15 protein-coding genes are annotated in these 20,764 nt (G+C 72.9%); 6 read left to right on the top strand and 9 right to left on the bottom strand.

Translation table 11 applies throughout. The features are described from left to right. Positions 1-50: 50 nt before the first annotated feature. The 5 genes from ACWGIS_RS35060 to ACWGIS_RS35040 form a co-directional block, all read right to left on the bottom strand. Complete coding sequence (locus ACWGIS_RS35060) at positions 51-371, bottom strand: DUF5133 domain-containing protein (RefSeq protein WP_453366551.1); 321 nt, start codon at positions 369-371, stop codon at positions 51-53. Positions 372-461: 90 nt separating this feature from the next. Next, on the bottom strand, positions 462-1,325 hold the full coding sequence (locus tag ACWGIS_RS35055; RefSeq protein WP_453366550.1) for a SigB/SigF/SigG family RNA polymerase sigma factor: 864 nt from the start codon (positions 1,323-1,325) through the stop codon (positions 462-464). A 535-nt stretch (positions 1,326-1,860) separates the two neighbouring features. Then, entirely contained in the window at positions 1,861-2,310 is a 450-nt protein-coding gene (locus ACWGIS_RS35050) for an ATP-binding protein (protein ID WP_453366549.1), read from the bottom strand. A 208-nt stretch (positions 2,311-2,518) separates the two neighbouring features. Continuing rightward, entirely contained in the window at positions 2,519-2,692 is a 174-nt protein-coding gene (locus tag ACWGIS_RS35045) for a CsbD family protein (RefSeq protein ID WP_453366548.1), read from the bottom strand. Between the two features lie 195 nt (positions 2,693-2,887). After that, the gene (locus ACWGIS_RS35040; protein WP_453366547.1) at positions 2,888-3,538 is read right to left on the bottom strand and encodes a DUF4360 domain-containing protein; all 651 of its coding nucleotides are present in this window, start codon (positions 3,536-3,538) and stop codon (positions 2,888-2,890) included. A 402-nt stretch (positions 3,539-3,940) separates the two neighbouring features. Here ACWGIS_RS35040 and ACWGIS_RS35035 point away from each other — a divergent pair, with 402 nt between their 5' ends. Next, complete coding sequence (locus ACWGIS_RS35035; protein ID WP_453366546.1) at positions 3,941-4,777, top strand: hypothetical protein; 837 nt, start codon at positions 3,941-3,943, stop codon at positions 4,775-4,777. Between the two features lie 161 nt (positions 4,778-4,938). Beyond that, positions 4,939-6,843 carry an AMP-dependent synthetase/ligase gene (locus ACWGIS_RS35030; RefSeq protein ID WP_453366545.1) on the top strand — a complete coding sequence of 635 codons (1,905 nt, stop codon included), beginning with the start codon at positions 4,939-4,941 and terminating at the stop codon, positions 6,841-6,843. Positions 6,844-7,191: 348 nt separating this feature from the next. On the opposite strand, the gene ACWGIS_RS35025 is transcribed toward ACWGIS_RS35030, so the two are convergent. Both ACWGIS_RS35025 and ACWGIS_RS35020 read right to left on the bottom strand, forming a co-directional pair. After that, complete coding sequence (locus ACWGIS_RS35025) at positions 7,192-8,580, bottom strand: FAD-binding oxidoreductase (RefSeq protein WP_453366544.1); 1,389 nt, start codon at positions 8,578-8,580, stop codon at positions 7,192-7,194. A gap of 148 nt (positions 8,581-8,728) precedes the next feature. Beyond that, positions 8,729-11,329, bottom strand: coding sequence for an ATP-binding protein (locus ACWGIS_RS35020; RefSeq protein WP_453366543.1), 2,601 nt, complete (start codon positions 11,327-11,329; stop codon positions 8,729-8,731). Between the two features lie 272 nt (positions 11,330-11,601). Here ACWGIS_RS35020 and ACWGIS_RS35015 point away from each other — a divergent pair, with 272 nt between their 5' ends. Together ACWGIS_RS35015 and ACWGIS_RS35010 are read left to right on the top strand one after the other, a co-directional pair. Beyond that, entirely contained in the window at positions 11,602-13,362 is a 1,761-nt protein-coding gene (locus ACWGIS_RS35015; protein ID WP_453366542.1) for an ArnT family glycosyltransferase, read from the top strand. Between the two features lie 143 nt (positions 13,363-13,505). Beyond that, positions 13,506-16,055: a SpoIIE family protein phosphatase gene (locus ACWGIS_RS35010; protein ID WP_453366541.1), complete on the top strand. Its 2,550-nt coding sequence runs from the start codon at positions 13,506-13,508 to the stop codon at positions 16,053-16,055. A gap of 61 nt (positions 16,056-16,116) precedes the next feature. On the opposite strand, the gene ACWGIS_RS35005 is transcribed toward ACWGIS_RS35010, so the two are convergent. Further along, the gene (locus ACWGIS_RS35005) at positions 16,117-17,103 is read right to left on the bottom strand and encodes an aldo/keto reductase (RefSeq protein ID WP_453366540.1); all 987 of its coding nucleotides are present in this window, start codon (positions 17,101-17,103) and stop codon (positions 16,117-16,119) included. A gap of 249 nt (positions 17,104-17,352) precedes the next feature. Further along, positions 17,353-17,928 (bottom strand): pep a2, encoded by a 576-nt coding sequence (locus tag ACWGIS_RS35000; protein WP_453366539.1) that lies wholly within the window; start codon positions 17,926-17,928, stop codon positions 17,353-17,355. Positions 17,929-18,235: 307 nt separating this feature from the next. On the opposite strand from ACWGIS_RS35000, the gene ACWGIS_RS34995 reads away from it, so the two are divergent. Then, positions 18,236-18,526, top strand: coding sequence for a DUF5133 domain-containing protein (locus ACWGIS_RS34995; protein ID WP_453366538.1), 291 nt, complete (start codon positions 18,236-18,238; stop codon positions 18,524-18,526). 89 nt (positions 18,527-18,615) lie between these two features. After that, positions 18,616-20,673 carry an alpha-1,4-glucan--maltose-1-phosphate maltosyltransferase gene (locus ACWGIS_RS34990; RefSeq protein ID WP_453366537.1) on the top strand — a complete coding sequence of 686 codons (2,058 nt, stop codon included), beginning with the start codon at positions 18,616-18,618 and terminating at the stop codon, positions 20,671-20,673. Positions 20,674-20,764 lie beyond the last annotated feature (91 nt).

Genomic DNA, 20,764 nt, shown 5'->3' with positions numbered 1-20,764 from the left:
CACCCCGTCGGGGTGCGGCCGGTCGGCCGTTGTGCGCTCCTCGCCCGGTGTCAGTCGCTCATGACCGGGGTCTCGGCGTCCGGGACGCCGACGCCGAGCGGCGTGCCGGTGATGACGCGGCGCCCGACCGTCGTACGGCCGGAGGTGCGCTGCGGGCCGGGCGACACCGGGGCGGCGGTCACCGCGAGCTGCTGCCGGGCCGCGGCGAGCGCCCGCTGCACGTCACGGGTGCCGGTCGACACGCAGAGGGTGTACGCCAGGTCCTGAGCGCGCTGGCTCGGCCTTCCCGTGGCGTCCGCGGCTTCCTGGTCGGCGAGCGCCTCGTACTCCCGCACGAGCTTGCGCAGCGTCTCAGGGTGGGGCATCAGCATGGTCGGACTCCTTGGGTCACGGGGCGGCGGGTCCGGCCTGTCGCGGCCGGGCGGGGCGGGAGCGCACGTGCAGAGAGGACGGTCGAGCGGTCAGGCGGTGCCGGCCGGTCCCGCGGCGTCGGAGCGCTGCGTCTCCTCCGCGAGCGCCTCGGCGCGGACGCGGGCACAACTGCTGCTGATGAGCCGGGAGACGTGCATCTGGGAGATGCCGAGCCGGTCCGCGATGCGGTTCTGGGTCATGTCCTCGAAGAACCGCATGTAGAGGATGGCGCGTTCACGCTCGGGCAGCCGGCTCAGGCCCTTCTTCGCGGCCTCGCGGTCCACCACGGTGTCGAAGGAGGAGTCGGCGGCGCCCAGGGTGTCGGCGAGGCTGTACCCGTCGTCCCCCGAGGGCAGCTCGGCGTCGAGGGAGAGCGTGCTGTAGCTCTCCAGCGCCTCCATGCCGTCGGCGGCCTCTTCCTCGGTGAGACCGCAGTGTGCGGCGATCTCGGCTATCGAGGGTTCGGGCGAACCCGGGCTCTGGGTGAGTTCGCGTCGTGCGACGCGAACCTTGTTGCGCAGTTCCTGCACGCGGCGCGGCACCCTCAACGCCCACATGCGGTCGCGGAAGTGTCGCTTGATCTCACCGGTGATGGTCGGCACGGCGTAGCTCTCGAAGGCGCCGCGCGAGGGGTCGAAGCGGTCGATGGCCTTGACCAGCCCCAGGGCCGCGACCTGTCGCAGGTCCTCGATCGACTCGCCGCGGTCGCGGAAGCGGCCGGCGATGCGGTGGGCCATCGGCAGCCAGGCCTCGACGAGTTCGTCCCGGATGATGTCGCGCTCGTGCCCTTCGCCCAGCTCGGCCAGCCGGGCGAAAGCCGACGCCGTGTCCGGGGCATCGTCGTGCGACCGCCTGGCGGCGGACCTGCTGCGGTCGGGGCCGGCGGAACGGCAGGTGGATACATCGGTGAGCATGCGGTATCGCTCCTCCACGGTGCTGTCTGGTGATGACCGCGGGAGTACGGCGCCGCCGGTCCTCGAGGGACGGCCGAGGCGGCATACCACTCCCGCTGGCGCGCCTCCGGTCCGAAGCACGAAATTCGGTTGCCCTGCCATCCTGCGATCAAACAGAGGTGTTCGCACCTTCAGCGGCCCCTGATCCCGGGACGTGCGGCGTCGGCCGGAAAAGCGCGTATACGCAGAGTCACTTCCACGAATTCCCGACACCGGGTGTGCGGGCCGTGCCGCCGGGCAGGCGAGTTGCGCGGAATACGTGCGGACCGTGCGGTCGAAGAACGGGTCCGTACCGGTTCCCGTCAGGGGCTCCGTATTCTGCGAGGGGTATCCGCGCATACGCCGAGGACCGCCACGCAATGGCGGTCCTGGCGGGCCGAGTTGAGGGCGGCGCACCCCGGGCGGCGGATTTCGCCTCGTCCGTGGAACGGCCCCGCCCGGCGATTTCCCGACGGCGGGAAGTCGCCCGTCAGGTGAAACGGCGGGAAGTCGCCCGTCAGGTGAAGGCGAGCGGCACGATCGCGGTGATGCGCTTGCCGCAGGGGCGCAGGCTGGACACCACGATGTCGCGCGCGAGCCGGCAGATGATCGGCCAGCCATGGCCCCCGACGCGCATCCGGCCCTGCTCGTCCACGCGTTGCTTCGTCTCGGGCACCTGGTCGTTGCCGTCGCTCACCGACACCCGCACGGCGTGGTCGACCAGCGTCACCTCGAAGCCGGTGACGCCGCCGCCGTGCAGGATGGCGTTGCTGGTGAGTTCCGAGGCCACGAGCAGCGCGTCGCCGACGGCGTCGTCGTCACCTCGGGGATCGTGGCCCTGGAAACGTCCTTCGAGCGCGTCCCTGACCGCCTGGCGCGCCTCGGCCGGACTGCTCGGTCCGCACGAGCGCGGTCGGCCCGCTACGGCCGCCGTGTCGGTGGAGTGCGTCCCGTGTTCCCCGCACATCCTTCGCTCCTCAAGCCTCGTCGTCTGTGGTCTGTTCGGCCCTGTCCGCCGGGAGCGGCCCGTTCGGGCGCCCCGGCGCGCGAGGGCGGCAATTTCCTTCGTACGGTGCGGCCGGGCTCCGTATCGATCACCGGCCGGCGCATTTCCCCCGGGAAAGAAGCGGGCCCGCCACAGGATTGCGCGGCGGGCCCGAAGGATGCAGTGATCCTCAGTGCCGGAATGCGTCCTTGGCCTTTTCCTTCGCCTGCCGGGCGTCGCCCTTCGTCTGGTCGGCCTTGCCCTCGGCGGTCAGCCGCTCGTTGCCGGTGACGCGCCCGACGGCCTCCTTGGCCTTGCCCTTGGCCTGCTCGGTCTTGGCTTCGGCCTTCTGGTTCTCGGACACCGCAGTTCACATCCTTGCTGCGTCGACAATGCGATCTGTCACTACGGCTCACCACGGAATGCGGGTCCAAACCCGGACGGGCCCGGAATCCGGACGGCTTCCCTCCAACAGAGGAATTCCGAGGATCGGTATTCGGCCGGTCCGGGACCGCGCGTCCGCCGGCTCCGGTGCGCGGGAGCCGGCGGACGGCGTGGTTCAGGCGCGGGGGCACTCCTTCCAGGCCAGGTGGTAGACGGTGCTGATGTCGCCGTCGGTGGAGTCCATGGTCATGAAGCTGGTGGTGCCGGGCGCGGACGTGCCGGCGTTGACGCGGAGTTCGGTGTTGATGTTGAAGTTCCGCTGCACTCCGCAGGGCGCCCAGACCAGTTGGGCCCAGTCCGTGGTGTCGGTGGCCTGCCAGTTGTCGTTGTAGGGGCCGCGGAAGGGATGGGTGATGGCGGCCGTGTTCGACGACCCCTGGAAGTAGTAGGACGCCTTCTCGGTGCTGGTGGCGCCCGGCTGGAGGGCGGCGAAGCCGCGGTAGTCCGCGCTGGCGACGGCGTAGGTGAAGCCCTGGGGCACGTGGACGATCAGGTTGAGCTGGCAGTTCTTGCGGAACGCGGTGGGGTCGGAGGTGCCCCCGACCTGGGCGAGGTACTCGCTGTAGGTCACGGTGAAGGCGGTGTTGTCCGGGGAAACGGCGACGGCCGCGGTGCCCTGCGGACAGCCGGAGCCGTTGACCGTGGCGACCTTGATGACGATCTTGTCCGGGGGCGGGTCGGTGATACCGGAGGACGGGTCGGTGAAGGGGATCGCGGTGGCGAGGAGAGCGGCGATCGCGCCGCCCAGGAGGAGCCCACCAGCCATGTCGGTCCAATCCGTTGCGTCGATTCTCGGGCGGCACGCGATGTGTGCCGCCGTGATCAGGGGGGTGCGGCCTTCCGCGTGCGTGGAGGGCCGTCGCGGACCAGGTGCGGGATCGGAGAGGGACACATGCGTCAGGTACATGCCAAGCGCAGACCTGTGCACGACCCCGCCCTTGTGAAGGTGCTGTGAAGGCCGGGGCGTCCGTATCGTATGGACGCCCGCCCCGGACAGCCAGGGCGATCCCCGGCCAATCACGGAGCGCCCGGACGCGTCCCCCTGGCGCGCACGGGCATCCGGCCCGGCCGCCTCCCATGCCCCGGCGGACGGCGCCGACAACCCCCGTCCGACGGCGGCACGGGCCCGGGATAGCGTGCGGGAGCGCCCTCGCACCCAGGGAGAGACATGCCGACCGCCCAGCACCGCGTCCTGTACGTGACCGACCTCGCCTACCAGGCCGGCGGGCGCCGGTACTGCGACGAGGACATCTTCCTCACGTCCCGGCTGCGCGAGGACTTCGACCTGGCCCTGTGCCACCCCCTCGACACGGTCGCGCTGATGGACGCCTTCGACCTGGTCGTGGTCCGCAACAGCGGGCCCGTGCTGCACTACCAGGAGGCCTACGACGCCTTCCGTGCCGCGGCCGCCGAGCGCGGGACGCTCGTCTACAACCAGCTGACGGGCAGGGCCGACATGGCCGGCAAGCAGTACCTCCTGGACCTGACCGCGCAGGGCCGGCCCGTCATCCCCACCGTCGACCGGCTGCGCGACCTCGGCCGGCTGCCCGAGGCCGAGGAGTACGTCGTCAAGCCGAAGGCCGGGGCGGACTCCATCGGCCTGCGGTTCGTGACCCCCGACGCGCTGACCGGCCTCCCCCTGGACGGCGTCCTCGTCCAGCCCCGCATCCCGTTCCGGTACGAGGTGTCCTTCTACTTCGTCGACGGCTCCTTCCAGTACGCCCTCCACGCACCCCGGCCCGACCGGCGCTGGGACCTCCGACGGTACGAACCCTCCCCCGCCGACCTGGAGTTCGCCCGCCTCTTCGTCGAGTGGAACACCCTCGACCACGGCATCCAGCGCGTCGACGCCTGCCGCGCCCCGGACGGGGAACTGCTCCTGGTCGAGCTGGAGGACCTCAACCCGTACCTCTCCCTCGACCTCCTCGACGACCGGACCCGCGACGCGTTCGTGGCCGAACTGAAGACCGCGCTGCACCGCGTCCTCGGCCGGAAGACGGGCTGACCCGCGCCGGAGTCGGGCCGGCCGGCGCGGCGTCGCCCGGCGATCCGAGCGGCACCGGTCCGTCATTCCGAGCACAGTGCTCGTCGCTGTGGGCTACATTCGAGATCCTCGACCCAGCGCCTCTCGGTGAGGTCACGTCGCGGAGAATTGCGGAGCGGCGCATGCACGAGTTCGAACACCCCTCTGTGGTGACGGCACCCATGCAGGGGGGACTGGCCGACAGCCTTTTCGACACGGCGCTCCGCGATCCCGGGCTCCGGCAGGCCGCACGCCGCACGGACTCCTCCGCCGCTTCCTGGACGCCGGTGACCGCCGCTCAACTGCGGGACGAGGTCGTCGGCGTGGCCAGAGGGCTCATCGCCTCCGGCATCTCCCCCGGTGACCGCGTCGCCATCATGGCGCGCACCCGCTACGAGTGGACCGTGCTCAGCCACGCCCTGTGGTGCCTGGGCGCCGAGATCGTGCCGATCTACCCCACGTCGTCGCACGACCAGGTCTCCTGGATCCTCGGGGACGCGCGGTGCGTCGCGGTGGTCGTCGAGGACGAGGAGGGCGTCATGACGGTCGGCTCGGCGTGCGCCTCACTCCCCCGCCTGCGCCACGTATGGCAGTTGGACGCCGGGGCGCTGGCCGATCTGGTCGAGCGGGGACGTTCCATACCGCCGATGGCGGTCGACGCGCTGCGGCGGATCGTGCCGCCCGACTCGACCGCCGTCGTCGCCTACACCTCCGGCACGACCGGGCAGCCCAAGGGGTGCGCGCTCACCCACCGCGGGCTGGCGAGTCCCTGCGACACGCTACTGGCGGGCTGGGGCCACACCGCGGCACCGCCCGGGGAGCAGCCCGCCGTGCTCGCCTTCCTGCCGTTCTCCCACGTGTACGGCCTGATGATCCAGGGGCTGTGCATGCGGGGCGGGCTGCTGCTGGGCCACGAACCCGACCTGAGCGAGGACGCCCTCTCCGCCGCGCTGCGCTCCTTTCAGCCCACCTACCTGTACGCCGTCCCCTTCGTCTTCGAGAAGATCTACAAGAACTTCCTGCGGACGGCTCAACGGGCGGGCCACGGCGCCCTGTTCGAGCGGGCGGTGCGCACCGCCAAGGACTACGCCATGGTCGCCGAGCGGCACCGGCTGGGCACCGGTCCCGCGCCCGGCTTCGATCTGCGGCTCCAGCACGCTTTCTACGAGAAGGCCGTGTACCGGAAACTGCGCGCGGCGCTCGGCGGCCGGGTGTGCGGCGCCGTGTCGGGCGGTTCCCCTCTCAACCGCGAACTCGCCCTGTTCTACGCGGGGATCGGGATCTCCGTCCACGACGGGTACGGCCTCACCGAGACCAGCGGCGGGATCACGGCGCAGCCCGTGGGCCGGGAGAAGTCCGGCACCGTGGGGCGCCCGCTGCCGGGCACGGACGTCCATGTGGCCGACGACGGGGAGATCTTCGTCCGAGGCCCCTCGGTGTTCCAGGGGTACGTCAACGACCCGCAGGCCACGGCCGCCTCGTTCCTGGACGACTGGCTCGCGACCGGGGACATCGGCAGGCTGGACTCCGAGGGGTACCTGACCATCACGGGCCGCAAGAAGGACATCGTCATCACCAGCGGCGGCAAGAGCGTGGCGCCCGCGCTCCTCGAAGAGCGGCTGCGCGTCCACCCGTTGATCCATCAGGCCGTGGTCGTGGGCGACAACCGGCCCTGCGTGGGCGCCCTGATCACCCTCGACCCCGCCTTCCTCGCGCACTGGCGCACGGCCCGCGCCCTTCAGGGAGAGACGCCGGGCCGGGAGGTGCGCGAGGAGAACGAGTTGCGGGAGGAGGTCAGACGGGCCGTCGCCGCGGCCAACAGCACGGTGTCCCGCTCGGAGTCCATCCGCGTCTTCCGGGTCCTCCCGGAGTCCTTCGATCTGGCCAACGGCCTGCTCACACCCTCGATGAAGCTGCGGCGGGACGCGATCGTGCGCCGCTTCGCCGCGGAGATCGACGCGATGTATCAGACGTCGTCGAGGACCCCGCGGGAGTACATGCGCGGCGATCCCTCGATCTGGGAGGAGTCGGACAACGTGTTCCGGTGACCCGGGCCGGGGCGCGTGCGGTCGGCCCGGGGGACGTAGGTGCCTCCGAGCAGCGTCCGCAGGGGGGTCACCCGGCTCCTGACCGGTGTCGGCGTGGTGGTGGTGTTCATGCGGCCACCCTGCGCTCGGGCGGGCGCGACAGCCAGGTCCCGGCCGGAAGCAGGACCGCCGGTCCTGGTGTGAACTCCACCCCCCTTGCCGGGAATGGTCCCGGGCCGGTCAGGCGTCATACGCCGTGGTCGGCGACGAGCCGGCGGACGACGGACGGTCCCGGCACAAGTGCCGTGTCCCCTTCGGCCAGGGGTGTCGTCCGGAGCACCGCGGACCCGGGTGCCCCGGACGGCCGCCCTACGCGGGACGGATGTTCTGGTTGACCCGGAACAGGTTGTACGGGTCATGGGCGGCCTTGACGCGCGCCAGCCGGGCGTAGTTGTCCCGGTAGCCGGCGCGGACGCGGTCCTGGCCCTCGTCCATCATCATGTTGACGTACGCCCCGCCGGCGGAGAACGGGTGCAGCGCCTCGAAGTAGTCGACGGTCCACTGCCGGATGGGACCGGCGTTGGCGGGGTCGGGGTCGACGCCCGCGTAGACGGAGGCCCAGCGCACGTCGCGGTAGCTCCAGGCGGTGTCGGTGGGGGCGTGGTCGTGGACGGCGCCGTCGACCGGGTACAGGTGCATCGTCGATTTCCAGCTGGGCAGTTCGGCACCGAACTTGGCGTGCAGGTCGATCGCCTCGGCGGGGATGTCGTCGACGAAGTCGGCCCGCCAGTACCACTGGTCCCCGGGCGGGTAGATCCCGTCGAAGGCGGACTGGATCGCGGGGTGCGGCATCGGCGCGACGCCGTGGACCAGCGGTTGGGGCAGCGCGTCCAGGAGCGGTGCCATCGCCCTGGCGGCCGCGTTCGCGTCGTCCCCGGCGAAGCACCACACGACGCCGCAGACCTTGCGCAGGTGGAGCTCCTCGGGGAACGGCGGCCCCGGCGGGACCGAGCCGTAGAGGAAGAAGCCGTTCAGGTCGCGGGACGTGTGCGGGATGAAGTCGCGGTAGGCGGCCAGGACTTCGGCGCCGAGCTCGACCGGCCAGAACGTGGGTCCCGCGACGACCGTGCTCACCTCGTGCAGCCGGAAGAGGAACGACGTGACGACGCCGAAGTTGCCGCCGCCTCCGCGGATCGCCCAGTACAGGTCGGTGTTCTCCTCGGCACTGGCGCGCACCCGCTCCCCGTTCGCCAGCACCAGGTCGGCCGCGAGCAGGTTGTCCACGGTCAGCCCGCACTTGCGGGTGAGGTGGCCGAGCCCGCCGCCCAGGGTGAGGCCGCCGACGCCCGTCGTGGAGATGATGCCGCTGGGTGTGGCGAGGCCGTGCTCGTGGGTGGCGCGGTCGACCTCGCCCCACAGGCAGCCGCCGCCGACGCGCACGGTGCGGGCCTCGGGGTCGACGTGGATGTCCTTGAGCGGGGAGAGGTCGACGACCACTCCGCCGTCGCAGGTGCCCAGTCCCGCCCCGTGGTGTCCGCCGCCGCGGACGGCGAGCGGCAGCCGGTGCTCGCGGGCGAAGCCGATGGCGAGGGCCACGTCCTCGGGACCGGTACAGCGCGCCACCAGGGCGGGGCGCTTGTCGATCATCGCGTTGTAGACGGTCCGGGCGTCCTCGTAGCCGGAATCGTCCGGTCCGATCAATTGGCCCCGAAAGGCCGGCAGTTGGGCTCGTGCCGTCTGTGCGGGTGTCCTGTCCATGAGATCCCCCGTGTCGTGGGCCGGGTTCGAGGACACTCACGGTGTCCGGGTTCCTCGCGGCCCCGCTCTCGCTTACGGTTCAACTTTCTAGTCCCGTGTCCGGCGCGTGGACATGCGTGCCGGTCACTCAGCTCGACGCGTCGGCTACCTACGTTTCGCGCGCGGGCAGCACCCCGAGTTCCCTCGCGCGCTCCGTCGCCTGGCGCCGGGTGCGCACACCGAGCTTGCCGAGCACCGCGGAGACGTGGTTGTCGACGGTCCGCACGGACACCACCAGCCGGCCGGCGATCTCCGGGTTGGTCAGCCCGCGGGCGAGCAGCCGCACCACCTGGAGCTGGCGCTCGGTGAGACCGGCCGGATTCTCCCGGGTCGTGGTGACGGGCCCCCGCGGGACGCGCCGGACGCCGAGGGCGCGCAGTCGGGCGCGGATCACGCGGGCCAACGGCTGTGCGCCCAGCGCGTCCAGGGCGGTGAGCGCGGTGAGCTTGTCCTCGGGTTCGGGGCTCTCGGCGAGTGCCGCCGCCCACTCGTACGGGCAGCCGGCCGCCTGCCATGCCGTGGCCGCGGCGCGCCAGTGGCCGGCCGCCTGGAGCGCGTACGGATGCTCCGAGCCGTCCGCGGGGACCGGGCAGCCCGCCCGGACGAGCCAGTAGCCCAGTTCGGCGCGGTGGGACAGTGCGTCCAGGCGGCGGGCCTGCGCGAACACGGGGCCCGCCACCGCGGCCACCGCGGCGTGGTCGCCGTCCAGCCAGGCCGCCTCGGCGAGGGCGGCGGCGACCGGTCCGGTGCGCTGGAGCTCGCTGCTGCGCACCGCGATCTCCCAGGCCCGGCCGAGCAGTTCGGCGGCGCCGGCGCGGCCGCTGCGGACCCGCACCCGGCCCAGCACGGTCAGCGCGGGACTGCGGGCGGGGACGAACTCCCGCGCACCGAGTTCGGCGTACCGCTCGGCGTCCTCCCAGTCACCGGCGGCGAACCGCCGCATGGCCGTCTCGACTTGGAGGTAGCTCAGGAAGCCCAGGTGCTCCGCCCGGTCGGCCAGTTCCATGGCGGGCGCCAGGAAGCGGTCCGCCTCGCGGTATTCGAGGTTCTCGAGCAACGTCCAGATGATGTTGGCGTAGGCCCGGCAGGCGTGCTCGACCTCGCCCGCCGCCAGGGCCACCTTCAGGCTCTCCTCCAACTGCCGCCGGCCCAGCGGGTCTCCGGCCCGCCAGCGCGCGGAGCCCACGTTGTTCAGGGCGTGCGTGAGGATCTCCGTGTCACCGGTGCTGCGCGCCAGACCGATCGCCCGCTCGCCGAAGGCGACGGCCTGGGCGTTGCGGTCGGAGAGCATGAGGAGCTGGGAGGTGTTGCTGAGGGCCAGCGCGAGCAGCCGCTCGTCCCCCGCGCCCTCCAGTACGGCGATGGCCTCCTGCGCGGCCTCCCGCGCCTCCTCGGCGTGCCCCGCCCACCAGCGGATCCGCGAGAGCCACCGCAGCGCCGCGCCGAGCGCGCGGGCGTCCCCCAGCGACCGGCGCAGCGCGACGGCCTCCCGCTGCGCGCGGACGGCGGAGCGGGAGTCCGCGACCGTGTAGCTCTCCACCGCGTACCGCTCCAGCAGTTCGGCGCGTTCGGCCGGGGCGAACCGCTCGCCGTGCCGCAGGACGAGCCGCAGCAGGGCCGCCGCCTCCCGGTGCGCGCCGGTCCGCGCGGCGTCGCGGGCCGCGCCGGGCCCGTGGCGGGCGATCGCCTCCAGGTCGCCGGCCTGCGCCGCGTGGTGGACGATCCGTGCGGAGTCCGTGCCCGGCAGGGCGACGAGGGCGCTCAGCACGTCGCGGTTGAGGGCGATCCGCCGTGTCGCGGTCAGCGAGTCCGCGACGGCGCAGCGGATCAACTCGTGCCGGAAGCCGACCCGTTCGGGGGTCACGACGAGCAGTCCGCGCCGCTCGGCCGCAGCGAGCGCGGAGACCCCTTCGGACAGCAGGGCCTCCGCGAGCCGGTGCTCCACGGCCGAGGGCACCACGGCGAGCTGCTCCAGGGCGTCCCGGGTGGCCCCGTCCAGCCCCCGCAGCCGGGCCAGTACGGCGTCCACCACCGTCGGGGGCACCTCGCCGAGGGCGCCGGCGGCCATCACCTCGGCGACGAAGAACGGGTTGCCGGACGTCACCTCGTACACCTGCGCGGGATCGAGGCCGCCGCCCGCGCTCAGCCGTCGTACGGCGTCCAGGGACAGCGGGGACAGCGGCAGCCGCAGCACCCGCTCGGCCCGGGACACCTGGCCGAGCAGATGGCGCAACGGGTGCTCCCGGTCCAGCTCGTCGTCCCGGTAGGTCATCACGAGGACCGCGGGGAGCCGTTCGATCCGGCGGACGAGGAAGCGCAGGGCGTCGAGGGACGCCTCGTCGGCCCAGTGCACGTCCTCGACGACGAGCACCGTGGGGCGCGGCGGTCCGGTCAGTTCGGTGCGCAGGGCGTCATGGACGCGGTGCCGGTCGCCGCCCCCGGTGAGCGCGTCGGCCAACGGGGCGCCGACACCGCCGAGAAGATCACGGAACGGGCCGAGGGGCCGTCGGGTCGCGAGGTCGTCGCACTCCCCCAGCAGCACGCGCGCCCGGGCGGGGAGCACCCCGGGCAGGGCCCGCACGAGGCTCGACTTGCCGATTCCGGCCTCGCCGAGGACCAGCGCCACCGAACCCGCGCCGTCGGCTGCTTCCCGTACGGCCGCGGTCAGTTGGTCGAGTTCCCTCTCGCGTTCGAGGATCCCCCCATCCACGGGGGCAAGTCTGGCACGCGGCGCGGCGGGCGGGGCGGGACTGCGGCCGGTCGGGACGGGAGCGCACGGATGAGGCGGCTGCGCGTCCGCGCGGGAGCGACGGGCCGACGCCGGCGCCCCGCCCGACGGGACGCGCCCGCGGGCTCGGTCGCTCGCGGGGAGCCGAGCGGCATGTCCCGCAGCGGGCCGCTCCGTTGAACCGTTCCGGACGGGACCGCGTACCAAGAGCGGGAAGGTGGGGCCGTGAGGTCGTCGTGCGTGGCGGACAGAGGATGTGGCGGCATGGCCGGAACGCTCCCCGGGGTGCCCGCGTGACGGCGGGGGACGCGGCGCCGGTGGTCGGTGTCGGCGACGGGCGGACGGCCCCGGCCGGTGCGCCGGACTCCCCCGGGGCCGGACGTCAGGACGCGCCGCGGCGGCACCGGCGATGGGCGCTGCCGCTGGTCGTGGCCGCGCTGCTGGCCGGGATGGCGTTCGCGATGGTCTCGACGGCCCTCGCGCAGACACCGACCATCGACGAGCCGGTCTACGCCGGCACCGCCGTGGTCTACGTCCAGCAGCACAGCCTGCGCTACAACCCGGAGCACCCTCCTCTGGGCAAACTGATCATCGCCTCGGGGCTGGTGTTCGCCCGCCCGCACCTCGATCCCGGCTTCACCGGCGGCCAGACGGCGCTGGGCCGGCACCTGCTGTACGAGTCGGGCAACGATCCCGGGCGGCTGCTGCTCCGGGCGCGGCTGCCGGTGATCGTCCTGACGCTGCTGTTCGGTCTGGTGGTGTTCGCCTTCGCCCGTGATCTCACCGGCCCCCGGGGCGGGACGGCGGCGCTGGCGCTGTACGCGTTCTCGCCCGACCTCATCGCGCACGGATCGCTGGCCACGCTGGACGTTCCGGCGGCCGGATTCCTGCTGACCTCCGTCTGGCTGGTGTGGCGGGCGCGGCGGCGTCCCGGGCTGTACGTGCCGTTGGCCGGAGCGGCGCTGGGCGCCGCCTTGGCGACCAGGATGAGCATGCTGGCGGCCGTGCCGGTGGTGCTGTGCCTGGTGGCCGGGTCGGTGTGCGTCGCGCACCGGGACGGCGGGTCCGGCGACCGGCGGCGGGTCCGGCTCCTGGGGCGGGGTGTCGCGGCGGCGGCCGGTGCGGTGCTGGTCGCCGTGGCCGTGGTGTGGGCCGCCTACCTCGCCGTCGATCCGCGGCTGCGGTGGTCGGCGCCGGCCGGTGTACCGGACATCCGCGGGACCCGGGGGCTGGTCACGAACCTGCTGCCGTTCCCGCGGCCGTACCGGGACGGCATGCGTGTCCAGTTGGGCTTCGAGTACTCCACCTGGGAGGGCTTCCTGCTCGGTCGGCACTACCGCGGGTCCCTCTGGTACTACCTGCCGGTGGCCCTGCTGATCAAGACGCCGCTGGGCATGCTCGCCCTGTGGGGGGCCGGTGCCGCCGCGCTCCTGGCGGTCCCGCGGCTGCGGGCCGCGGCGCCGTACGTGCTCGTCTGCCCGGCCGTGCTGCTCGGCGCGGCCATGCTCGGTGCCCGGGACCTGGGTGTGCGTTACGCGATCTTCGTGCCGGTGTTCCTCGCGGTCGCGGCCGCCTCGGTGACCCTCTGGCGCGGGCGGCGGGCGAGCCTGGTGACGGGGGCCCTCGTCGCGTTCACCGCGGTCAGCTCGCTGCTGACGTACCCGTACTACCTGCCGTACTCCAACGAGGCGTTCGGCGGGCCGTCCGCTACGCATCTGCGGCTGCACGACTCGAACGTCGACTGGGGCCAGGACCTGGGGCGGCTCGCCGACCGGCTCCGCGACCGGCATGCGGGCGAGCGGGTCTGGCTGGTCTACAAGGGCAGCGGCGTGCCCTCCCACTACGGGATCCGGGCGTCCGACCCGCGCAAGGTGCCTCCGGCCTCCGTGCGCGGTCTGCTCGTGGTGTCCGACTCCGCCGCGGCGAAGGCCAAGGGCCGGCTCGCCGAGCTGATCGCCACCAGCAGACCCGTGGAGGAGGTCGGCCACTCCATCACCCTGTACCGGCGCCCCTGAGGGCCTGTCCTCGCCGGGCGTGACGGACGCGCGGTGATCCGGGCGACGCCCGCCGACGGCGCCGAGGTGCGGGGGCGGGTCCGGGAAGCGCATTCTGGCTGTGTTACCGACCAGGTGCGTGCTGCGCGGACGAGGACAGACCGATGACTGGGAGCGCCGACCGTACGGAGCGGGCGCAGGAACGGCTGGCCGCGCTGCTCCACCGTGCCGTGGCGGACTCGATCCAGGCGGTCGGCGGCTACGCGGGTGGCGTGTACCTGCGCTCCCGCACCCCCGGACTGCTCAAGCTGGCCGTGCTCGCCGGACTGCCCGGACCGCTGTTCCGCCCCTGGTGGCGCATCCACGTGGACCGGCCCTTCCCGGCCGCCGACGCCCACCGGCTCGGCACCGATGTCCTGCTCGCGGACGCCACGGAGACCATGCGGCGCTACCCGCAGCTCGCCGCGGGCCTGCCGTTCCAGTTCGGCTCGGCGTACATCCCCGTGGTGGGCGCGTCGACGTGTTTCGGAGTGCTGACCGTGCTGCACCCCTCGGTCCCGGATCCGCCCGAGACGGTGCTCGACCTGGACCGGATGACCGCGGTGGCGGAGGGGCTGGGTACGGCACTGCTGTCGCTGGAGGAGGAGCATCCCGGGCTGACCTGGGACGGCGAGCCGCTGTGCGTGCGCCCGCCCGCCCTCGGCGCGTCCCCGGCCCGCTTCGGACGCTTCACCTGGGATCCGGCGAACGCCATGGTGACCGGGGACGACGCTCTGTGGGACCTGCTCCGTGTCGACCCGGAGGACTTCGCGGGAACGCCGGAGGCGCTGGCCCGGGCGCTGACCCCCGACGACGCGGGCCGGCTGCTGGCCGCCCTGCGCGAGACGGCCATCGGGCGTCCCCCGGCGCTGCCGCTGACGGTGCGCGGGGTGCTGGGGAGCCGGCGCCTGCTGGAGCTGTGGACCCCCGGCGGGAGTCCGGGCAAGGCGCCGCGCGCGCACCGTGTGAACGGGCTCGTCATCGACCCCGGCCCGGGCCCGGCCGCCGCCGAGGCCGCCGACCTGCTCACGGAGGGCTTGTTCGCGCTGGACCGGCTCGGGATGATCACGTACGTCAATCCGCGCGCCGCCCAGCTGCTCGGCAGACCGCGGACACAGCTGCTCGGGCGGTCGCTGTGGGACGCGGTGCCGTGGCTCGACCGCCCCCGGTACGAGGATCATCTGCGCGGCGCGCTGCTGTCGCCGGGGTCGGTGCACTTCCAGGTCAGACGGCCCTCGGCCGACCCCGATCGGCGGCCGTCGGCCCCGGACGAGGGCGAGTGGCTCACCCTGTCGGTCCATCCGGGCCCCGAGAGCCTCGCCTGCAAGGTGGTGCCGGTGGGGGCGGCCTCCGCCGCGCAGTCCGCGCCGATGGACGCCCGGGAGCTCACCGCCGACGAGATCGCCCATGACGGTGTCGCGGAGGGGCTCACCTCGTCCACGCCGCTGTACCGTCCGATCATCCTCGCCATCGCGCTGACCGAGGCCGTGACCGCACGCCAGGTGTCCGAGGTCGTGATGCGGGAGCTGCTGCCCGCCTTCGGCGGTCGTCGCCTGGCCATCTACCTGCTGCAGGAGCGTCATCTCCACCTGGCGTGGGAGAGCGGCTTCCCGAAGGGATTCCTGGCGCCCTTCGACGGCGTCGGCCTGGACGCCCGCCTGCCGGGGGTCGACACGCTCACCAGCGGCCGTCCGCTGTTCTTCGAGTCCATGCCGCAGCTGGCGGCCGAGTACCCGGACATCCCGCTGGACGCCAAGGAGGGCGCCCGGGCGTTCCTGCCGCTGATCGCCTCCGGCCGGCCGGTCGGCTCCTGCATCCTGGGCTTCGACCGCCCCCGTACCTTCAGCACCGAGGAACGCGCGGTGCTGACCGCTTTGGCCGGACTGATCGCCCAGGCCTTGGAGCGGGCGAGGCGATACGACACGGAGGCGGCCCTCGCCCGGGGGCTGCAGGAGGCGCTGCTGCCGCACCGGCTGCCCGCGCACCCCTTGGTGGAGACGGCGGGCCGCTATCTGCCGGGCACCAAGGGGATGGACGTGGGCGGCGACTGGTACGACGTCGTGGAGGCGGGCGACGGACTCGCCCTGGTCATCGGCGACGTGCAGGGGCACGGAGTCCAGGCGGCGGCCACCATGGGCCAACTGCGCAGCGCGGTGCGGGCGTTCGCGCTCGGCGACCAGTCCCCGGACGAGGTGATGAGCGGCACCAACCGGCTGCTCATCGACCTCGACCCCGGGCAGTTCGCGAGCTGCTGCTACGTCCGGCTGGATCCGGGCACCGGACGTGCCCGGGCCGCCCGTGCCGGCCATCCGCAGCCCCTGCTGCGTCACCCCGACGGCCGTACCGAGGTGCTGGACCTGCCCGGCGGGGTGGTGCTCGGAGTGGACCCCGAGGCCGTCTACCCGGTGACGGACCTGCTCCTGGAACCCGACGCCGTGCTGGCCCTGTACACCGACGGACTGGTGGAGCGGCCGGGCCACGACATCGACGACGGCATCGCGAACCTGCGGACCGCCCTGTCCCAGGCGGCCGGCCCGCGCACGCGGCCCGGCGGTCCCTCCCTCGCGGGCACCGCCAACCGGCTGACCGAGGAGGCCCGGCACGCCACGGAGCGCCCGGACGACATCGCGCTGCTGCTCACCACGTGCCGGACCGCGCCGCCCCGCAAGCGCTGAGGGCCCCGCGCCGGGCGGGCGTGCCGTCCCACGGACACGGTGCGGCCGGCGCCCCTGCCGGTCAGTGCGCCGCGTCCAGCCGGGCGCGCTGCTCCGGGGTGAGTTCCAGGTCGACGGCGGTCAGGTTCTCCTCCAGCTGGGCGACCGAGGAGGCACCGGCGAGCGGGATCACGGGCAGCGCGCCGCCGATCTGCCAGGCGAGGACGACCTGGTTGACCGTCGCCCCGGTCTCCTTCGCGACGTCCCCCAGCGCGGCGAGGCGGGCGGGCGTGCCGGGGTGGTCGTAGTCCGACGGCAGCGGCTTGTCGTCCCGCGCGTAGGCACCGCCGAGCAGGGGTGAGTAGGCGACGAGGGTCAGGCCGGGCTCCTCACCCAGATAGCTGAGCAGGTCCGGGGTGGTTCCGCCGAGGCTTCCCTCGGGGAACAGCGCGTCGGGCACGTCGGTGCGGGGCCGCAGCAGACTGTGCTGGTACTGCAGCACCTCGTAGCCGGGCAGTCCCGACGCGGCGGCGATCGCCCGTGCCCGCTCCACCCGCCAGGTGGCGTGGTTGCTGACGCCGAGCAGTCCCACGGTCCCCTCGGCGACCAGCCCGGCGAAGCCCTCGACGGTCTCCCGCAGCGGGACCGTACGGTCCTCGATGTGCGCGTACAGCAGGTCGAGGCGGTCGGTGCCGAGCCGTTCCCTGCTCCGTTCGGCCGCTTCCCGGATCACCTTGGCGGACAGTCCCTCGGGGTTGTCGACGAAGCCGGTGCCGGGGGCGAGCGGGCGGGCGCCCAGTTTGGTCGCGACGACGATCTCGTCACCGACTCCGCGGCTGCGCCGCCACCGCCCGAGCAGTTCCTCGCTCTGGCCGCCCTGGCCGCCGTCCACCCAGAAGGCGTAGTTGTCGGAGGTGTCGATGAAGTTCCCGCCGGCCTCGACGTAGCGGTCCAGGACGGCGAACGAGGTCTTCTCGTCCGTCATCGAGCCGAACAGCATCGCGCCGAGCGCCAGCACGCTCACCTCCCGGCGGGTCGCCGGGTCGGTGCCGATCGTGCGGTACCGCATGTGTGTGCCCTCCCTGCCGGCCCGGCGTTCGCGGACCTGACGGGGAGTCTGGATCCTGGAGCGCACTTCAAGTCAAGTGCTCTCCGTGCGGGGCGACTTGGAGGGGGTCCGTACGGTCGCCCGATGGCGGGCGGGCAGGGCCGGGACGTCACCCGGCCGCGGCTGCCGGAGCAGGCCGCGGCCCGGTGGGGGCGCCGGGAGGGCGCTGGGAGACGTGTGTCACGGGGCTGTCCGGCACACGTGCGCGCGTCACACGGGAACTCGCGGACGGTGCGCCGGCCGGTGCGCGGCCTCGTCCGGCGCCGGGCCGTCGGCGCGCTCGGTCTCCGCTTCGAGCGGGATCTCGCTCGTCGGGCCGACCAGGGCCGGCACCGGCACTTCGCGCGGCGCCTGAAGCGCCTCCAGAAGGGCGGGCGAGGGCGCGGCGGGCACCAGCGGGGCACGCTCGGACGCCTGGACGCGCCGGGCGAACCAGATGATCTTGCCGCCGACGCCGGTGGCGCAGCAGCCCCAGCCGTCGCTCAGCGCGGCGATCCGGGCCAGGCACCCCTGCGGCGCGTAGTGCGGGCGGATGTCCTGGTTGTTGTCCGAGATGGCGGTGATCAGGTGCTGACCGTTCCACCACATCTCGATGGAAGTGTTCTTGTCCGTCGCGTGGCGGTCGATCGTGTGCAGCAGAGCTTCCGCGCACTGACAGACGGTCTCGACGAGAATGTCCAGGTTCCAGTACCGGAGATGGGCGGCCAGGATACGCCTGACCTGCCCGACCTTTTCCGGGCTGACCTCCACGTCGAGGTGGTAGTAGCAGGGCACTACAGCGTTCATCGTCGTTGGCTCCTCACCGGCGAAGCTCTCGCTTCTCCCACCGCCCTGACGGGCCGAGCCCCGAACACGAAGCGTGAGCAGTGATCGCTCCTGAGTCACTCTCAGGGTGGGAGCGCTAGTCCGTTCGTGCAACTCGAGAACCGGCCCCGCTTTTTTGGTTGAACAGCCAACAAGACGCTCGCGGGTGTCCCGTGCACCATGGGGGAGGGCTCCGGTGCTGTGACGAACCGGTTCCTCTCCGTGCACGGCCTTCGGGCAAACCCTGGACCAGCCGTGCGCACTCGACAAGTGGGAAGGTGACCAGGAGATGTTGCTACCCGCAAAAGCCGAGGTCGCCCGGCATCTGGAGCGATACCGGGCCTGGGAACGCCTGCTGCTCGCGGCCCCCGCCGATCACACGGTGCGGGGGAAGTTCGAGAACACGGCGTACACCCTGTGCGTACTGATGGGCGAGCGTTGCGCCCGTGAGGCCGCCGACGCCGCCGAACGCTACCTGCGCCCCCACACGGCGGCCAAGGCCCTCCACCACATGAGCGGTCGGCCCCACGGTGGCGCGAGCAAGCCGGGCCGCGGCGTCAGCCCGGCACTCGGTGGATGACGAGAACGACCCAATCCCGCTGCACGGCCGGGCTTTCCGATGCAGCTCTCAACCGCAGGCGTGCTTGAGAACGGCGGAGGAAGAATCCCATGGACCTGGACGGCAACCCGGCCACCGGCCGCATCCCGATCGTGGATGTGCGGCCCGTCGTCGACCGCGGCACCCGGCCGGCGAAAGCCGTCGTGGGCGAGACCTTCCAGGTCACCGCCACCCTCTTCGGCGAGGGCCACGACGCGGTCGGGGCCAACGTCGTACTGAGCGGGCCGGACGGCCGGGAGGGTCCCTGGACCCCGATGCGCGAGCTCTCCCCCGGCTCCGACCGCTGGGGCGCCGAGGTCACCCCGGGAACGGCCGGCGCGTGGACGTACCGCGTGGAGGCGTGGAGCGACCCGATCGCCGCCTGGCGGCACGCCGCCGGGATAAAGGTCCCCGCCGGTATCGACGTCCCGCTGATCCTCGACGAAGGTGCCGCGCTGTTCGAGCGGGCCGCCGCCGCGGCGCCCCGGGGCGCCGCCCGCCGGACGCTCAAGGTGGCCGCCCGGACGCTGCGCGACGACTCACGGTCGGTGGACGCCCGGATGGCGGACGCGCTGACGCCCGAGGTGGACGCCTTCCTCGCCGCCCACCCCCTGCGCGACCGGCTGACCCGTACGGAGCCCATGCCCCTGCTCGTGGAGCGCGAACGGGCGCTGTTCGGCGCGTGGTACGAGTTCTTCCCGCGCTCCGAGGGCGCCGTGGTCGAGGAAGGCAGGCCGCCGGTCAGCGGGACGTTCCGCACGGCGGCCGAGCGGCTGCCGGCGATCGCGGAGATGGGCTTCGACGTCGTCTACCTCCCGCCGATCCACCCCATCGGCACCACCTTCCGCAAGGGCCCGAACAACACCCTCTCGGCCAGCCGGCAGGACGTGGGCGTGCCGTGGGCCATCGGCTCGCCGGAGGGCGGCCACGACGCCGTCCACCCGGACCTGGGCACGATCGAGGACTTCGACGCCTTCGTACGGCGGGCCGCGGCCCTGGGCCTGGAGGTGGCGCTGGACTTCGCGCTCCAGTGCTCCCCCGACCACCCGTGGGTGGAGAAGCACCCGGAGTGGTTCCAGCACCGTTCCGACGGGACCATCGCCTACGCGGAGAACCCGCCGAAGAAGTACCAGGACATCTACCCGATCGCCTTCGACCGGGACATGCCCGGTCTGGTCGAGGAGACCGTGCGCGTCCTGCGGCACTGGATGGACCACGGCGTGCGGATCTTCCGGGTGGACAACCCGCACACCAAGCCGGTGGTGTTCTGGGAGCAGGTCATCGCGGACGTCAACCGCACCGACCCCGACGTGATCTTCCTGGCCGAGGCGTTCACCCGGCCCGCGGTCATGCACCGGCTGGCCGCGGTGGGCTTCCAGCAGTCGTACACCTACTTCACCTGGCGCAACACGCGCCAGGAACTCACGGAGTACCTGAGCAAGCTGTCGGGCGAGTCGGCCGCGTACATGCGGCCCAACTTCTTCGTGAACACCCCGGACATCCTCCCGGCCTACCTCCAGCACGGCGGACGCCCCGCCTTCGAGGTGCGGGCGGTGCTCGCCGCGACGCTCTCCCCCGCGTGGGGGGTCTACGCCGGTTACGAGCTGTGCGAGAACACCCCCGTGCGGGCGGGCAGCGAGGAGTACCTGGACTCCGAGAAGTACGAACTCCGCCCCCGCGACTGGGAGGCCGCCGATCGCGACGGCCGCACGATCGCCCCGCTCATCGCCCGGCTGAACCGGATCAGGCGCTCCCACGGCGCCCTGCGCCGGCTGCGCAACCTGCGCTTCCACCGGGCGGACAACGACGCGCTGATCGCGTACAGCAAGCGCGAGGGCTCCGACACGGTTCTGGTGGTGGCCAACCTCGACCCGCACCACACCCAGGAGGCCACGGTCTCGTTGGACATGCCGCAACTCGGCCTGGACTGGCACGAGACGGTGCCCGTGCACGACGAGCTCACCGGCGAGACCTACCACTGGGGCAGCACGAACTACGTGCGGCTGGCCCCCGGCGGTGCACACGTCCTCGCCGTGGGCCGGGAGGCTGAGAACCACGACTCCCCGGATGAGCACGGCACCGTCCTGCGCCCGTCCTCATCGCAGATCGGAGGGTCGGTCACCACATGATCGTCAACGAGCCCGTCCCGGACACCTTCGAGGACACCCCCGCCAAGGACCGCGACCCCGAATGGTTCAAACGAGCCGTCTTCTACGAGGT

Source organism: Streptomyces sp. NPDC054842, from assembly GCF_053611025.1.
Note: the sequence above shows the minus strand (reverse complement) of the source record. Positions and strands in the feature narration are given on the sequence as shown.

Excerpts from the sequence above, each read along its gene's own strand:
- ACWGIS_RS35055 (WP_453366550.1), bottom strand. The coding sequence starts at position 1,325 with ATGCTCACCGATGTATCCACCTGCCGTTCCGCCGGCCCCGACCGCAGC.
- ACWGIS_RS35015 (WP_453366542.1), top strand. The coding sequence starts at position 11,602 with ATGTGGCGGCATGGCCGGAACGCTCCCCGGGGTGCCCGCGTGACGGCG.
- ACWGIS_RS35000 (WP_453366539.1), bottom strand. The coding sequence starts at position 17,928 with ATGAACGCTGTAGTGCCCTGCTACTACCACCTCGACGTGGAGGTCAGC.
- ACWGIS_RS35050 (WP_453366549.1), bottom strand. The coding sequence starts at position 2,310 with ATGTGCGGGGAACACGGGACGCACTCCACCGACACGGCGGCCGTAGCG.
- ACWGIS_RS35040 (WP_453366547.1), bottom strand. The coding sequence starts at position 3,538 with ATGGCTGGTGGGCTCCTCCTGGGCGGCGCGATCGCCGCTCTCCTCGCC.
- ACWGIS_RS34995 (WP_453366538.1), top strand. The coding sequence starts at position 18,236 with ATGTTGCTACCCGCAAAAGCCGAGGTCGCCCGGCATCTGGAGCGATAC.
- ACWGIS_RS35035 (WP_453366546.1), top strand. The coding sequence starts at position 3,941 with ATGCCGACCGCCCAGCACCGCGTCCTGTACGTGACCGACCTCGCCTAC.
- ACWGIS_RS35010 (WP_453366541.1), top strand. The coding sequence starts at position 13,506 with ATGACTGGGAGCGCCGACCGTACGGAGCGGGCGCAGGAACGGCTGGCC.
- ACWGIS_RS35005 (WP_453366540.1), bottom strand. The coding sequence starts at position 17,103 with ATGCGGTACCGCACGATCGGCACCGACCCGGCGACCCGCCGGGAGGTG.
- ACWGIS_RS35025 (WP_453366544.1), bottom strand. The coding sequence starts at position 8,580 with ATGGACAGGACACCCGCACAGACGGCACGAGCCCAACTGCCGGCCTTT.
- ACWGIS_RS35060 (WP_453366551.1), bottom strand. The coding sequence starts at position 371 with ATGCTGATGCCCCACCCTGAGACGCTGCGCAAGCTCGTGCGGGAGTAC.
- ACWGIS_RS35030 (WP_453366545.1), top strand. The coding sequence starts at position 4,939 with ATGCACGAGTTCGAACACCCCTCTGTGGTGACGGCACCCATGCAGGGG.
- ACWGIS_RS34990 (WP_453366537.1), top strand. The coding sequence starts at position 18,616 with ATGGACCTGGACGGCAACCCGGCCACCGGCCGCATCCCGATCGTGGAT.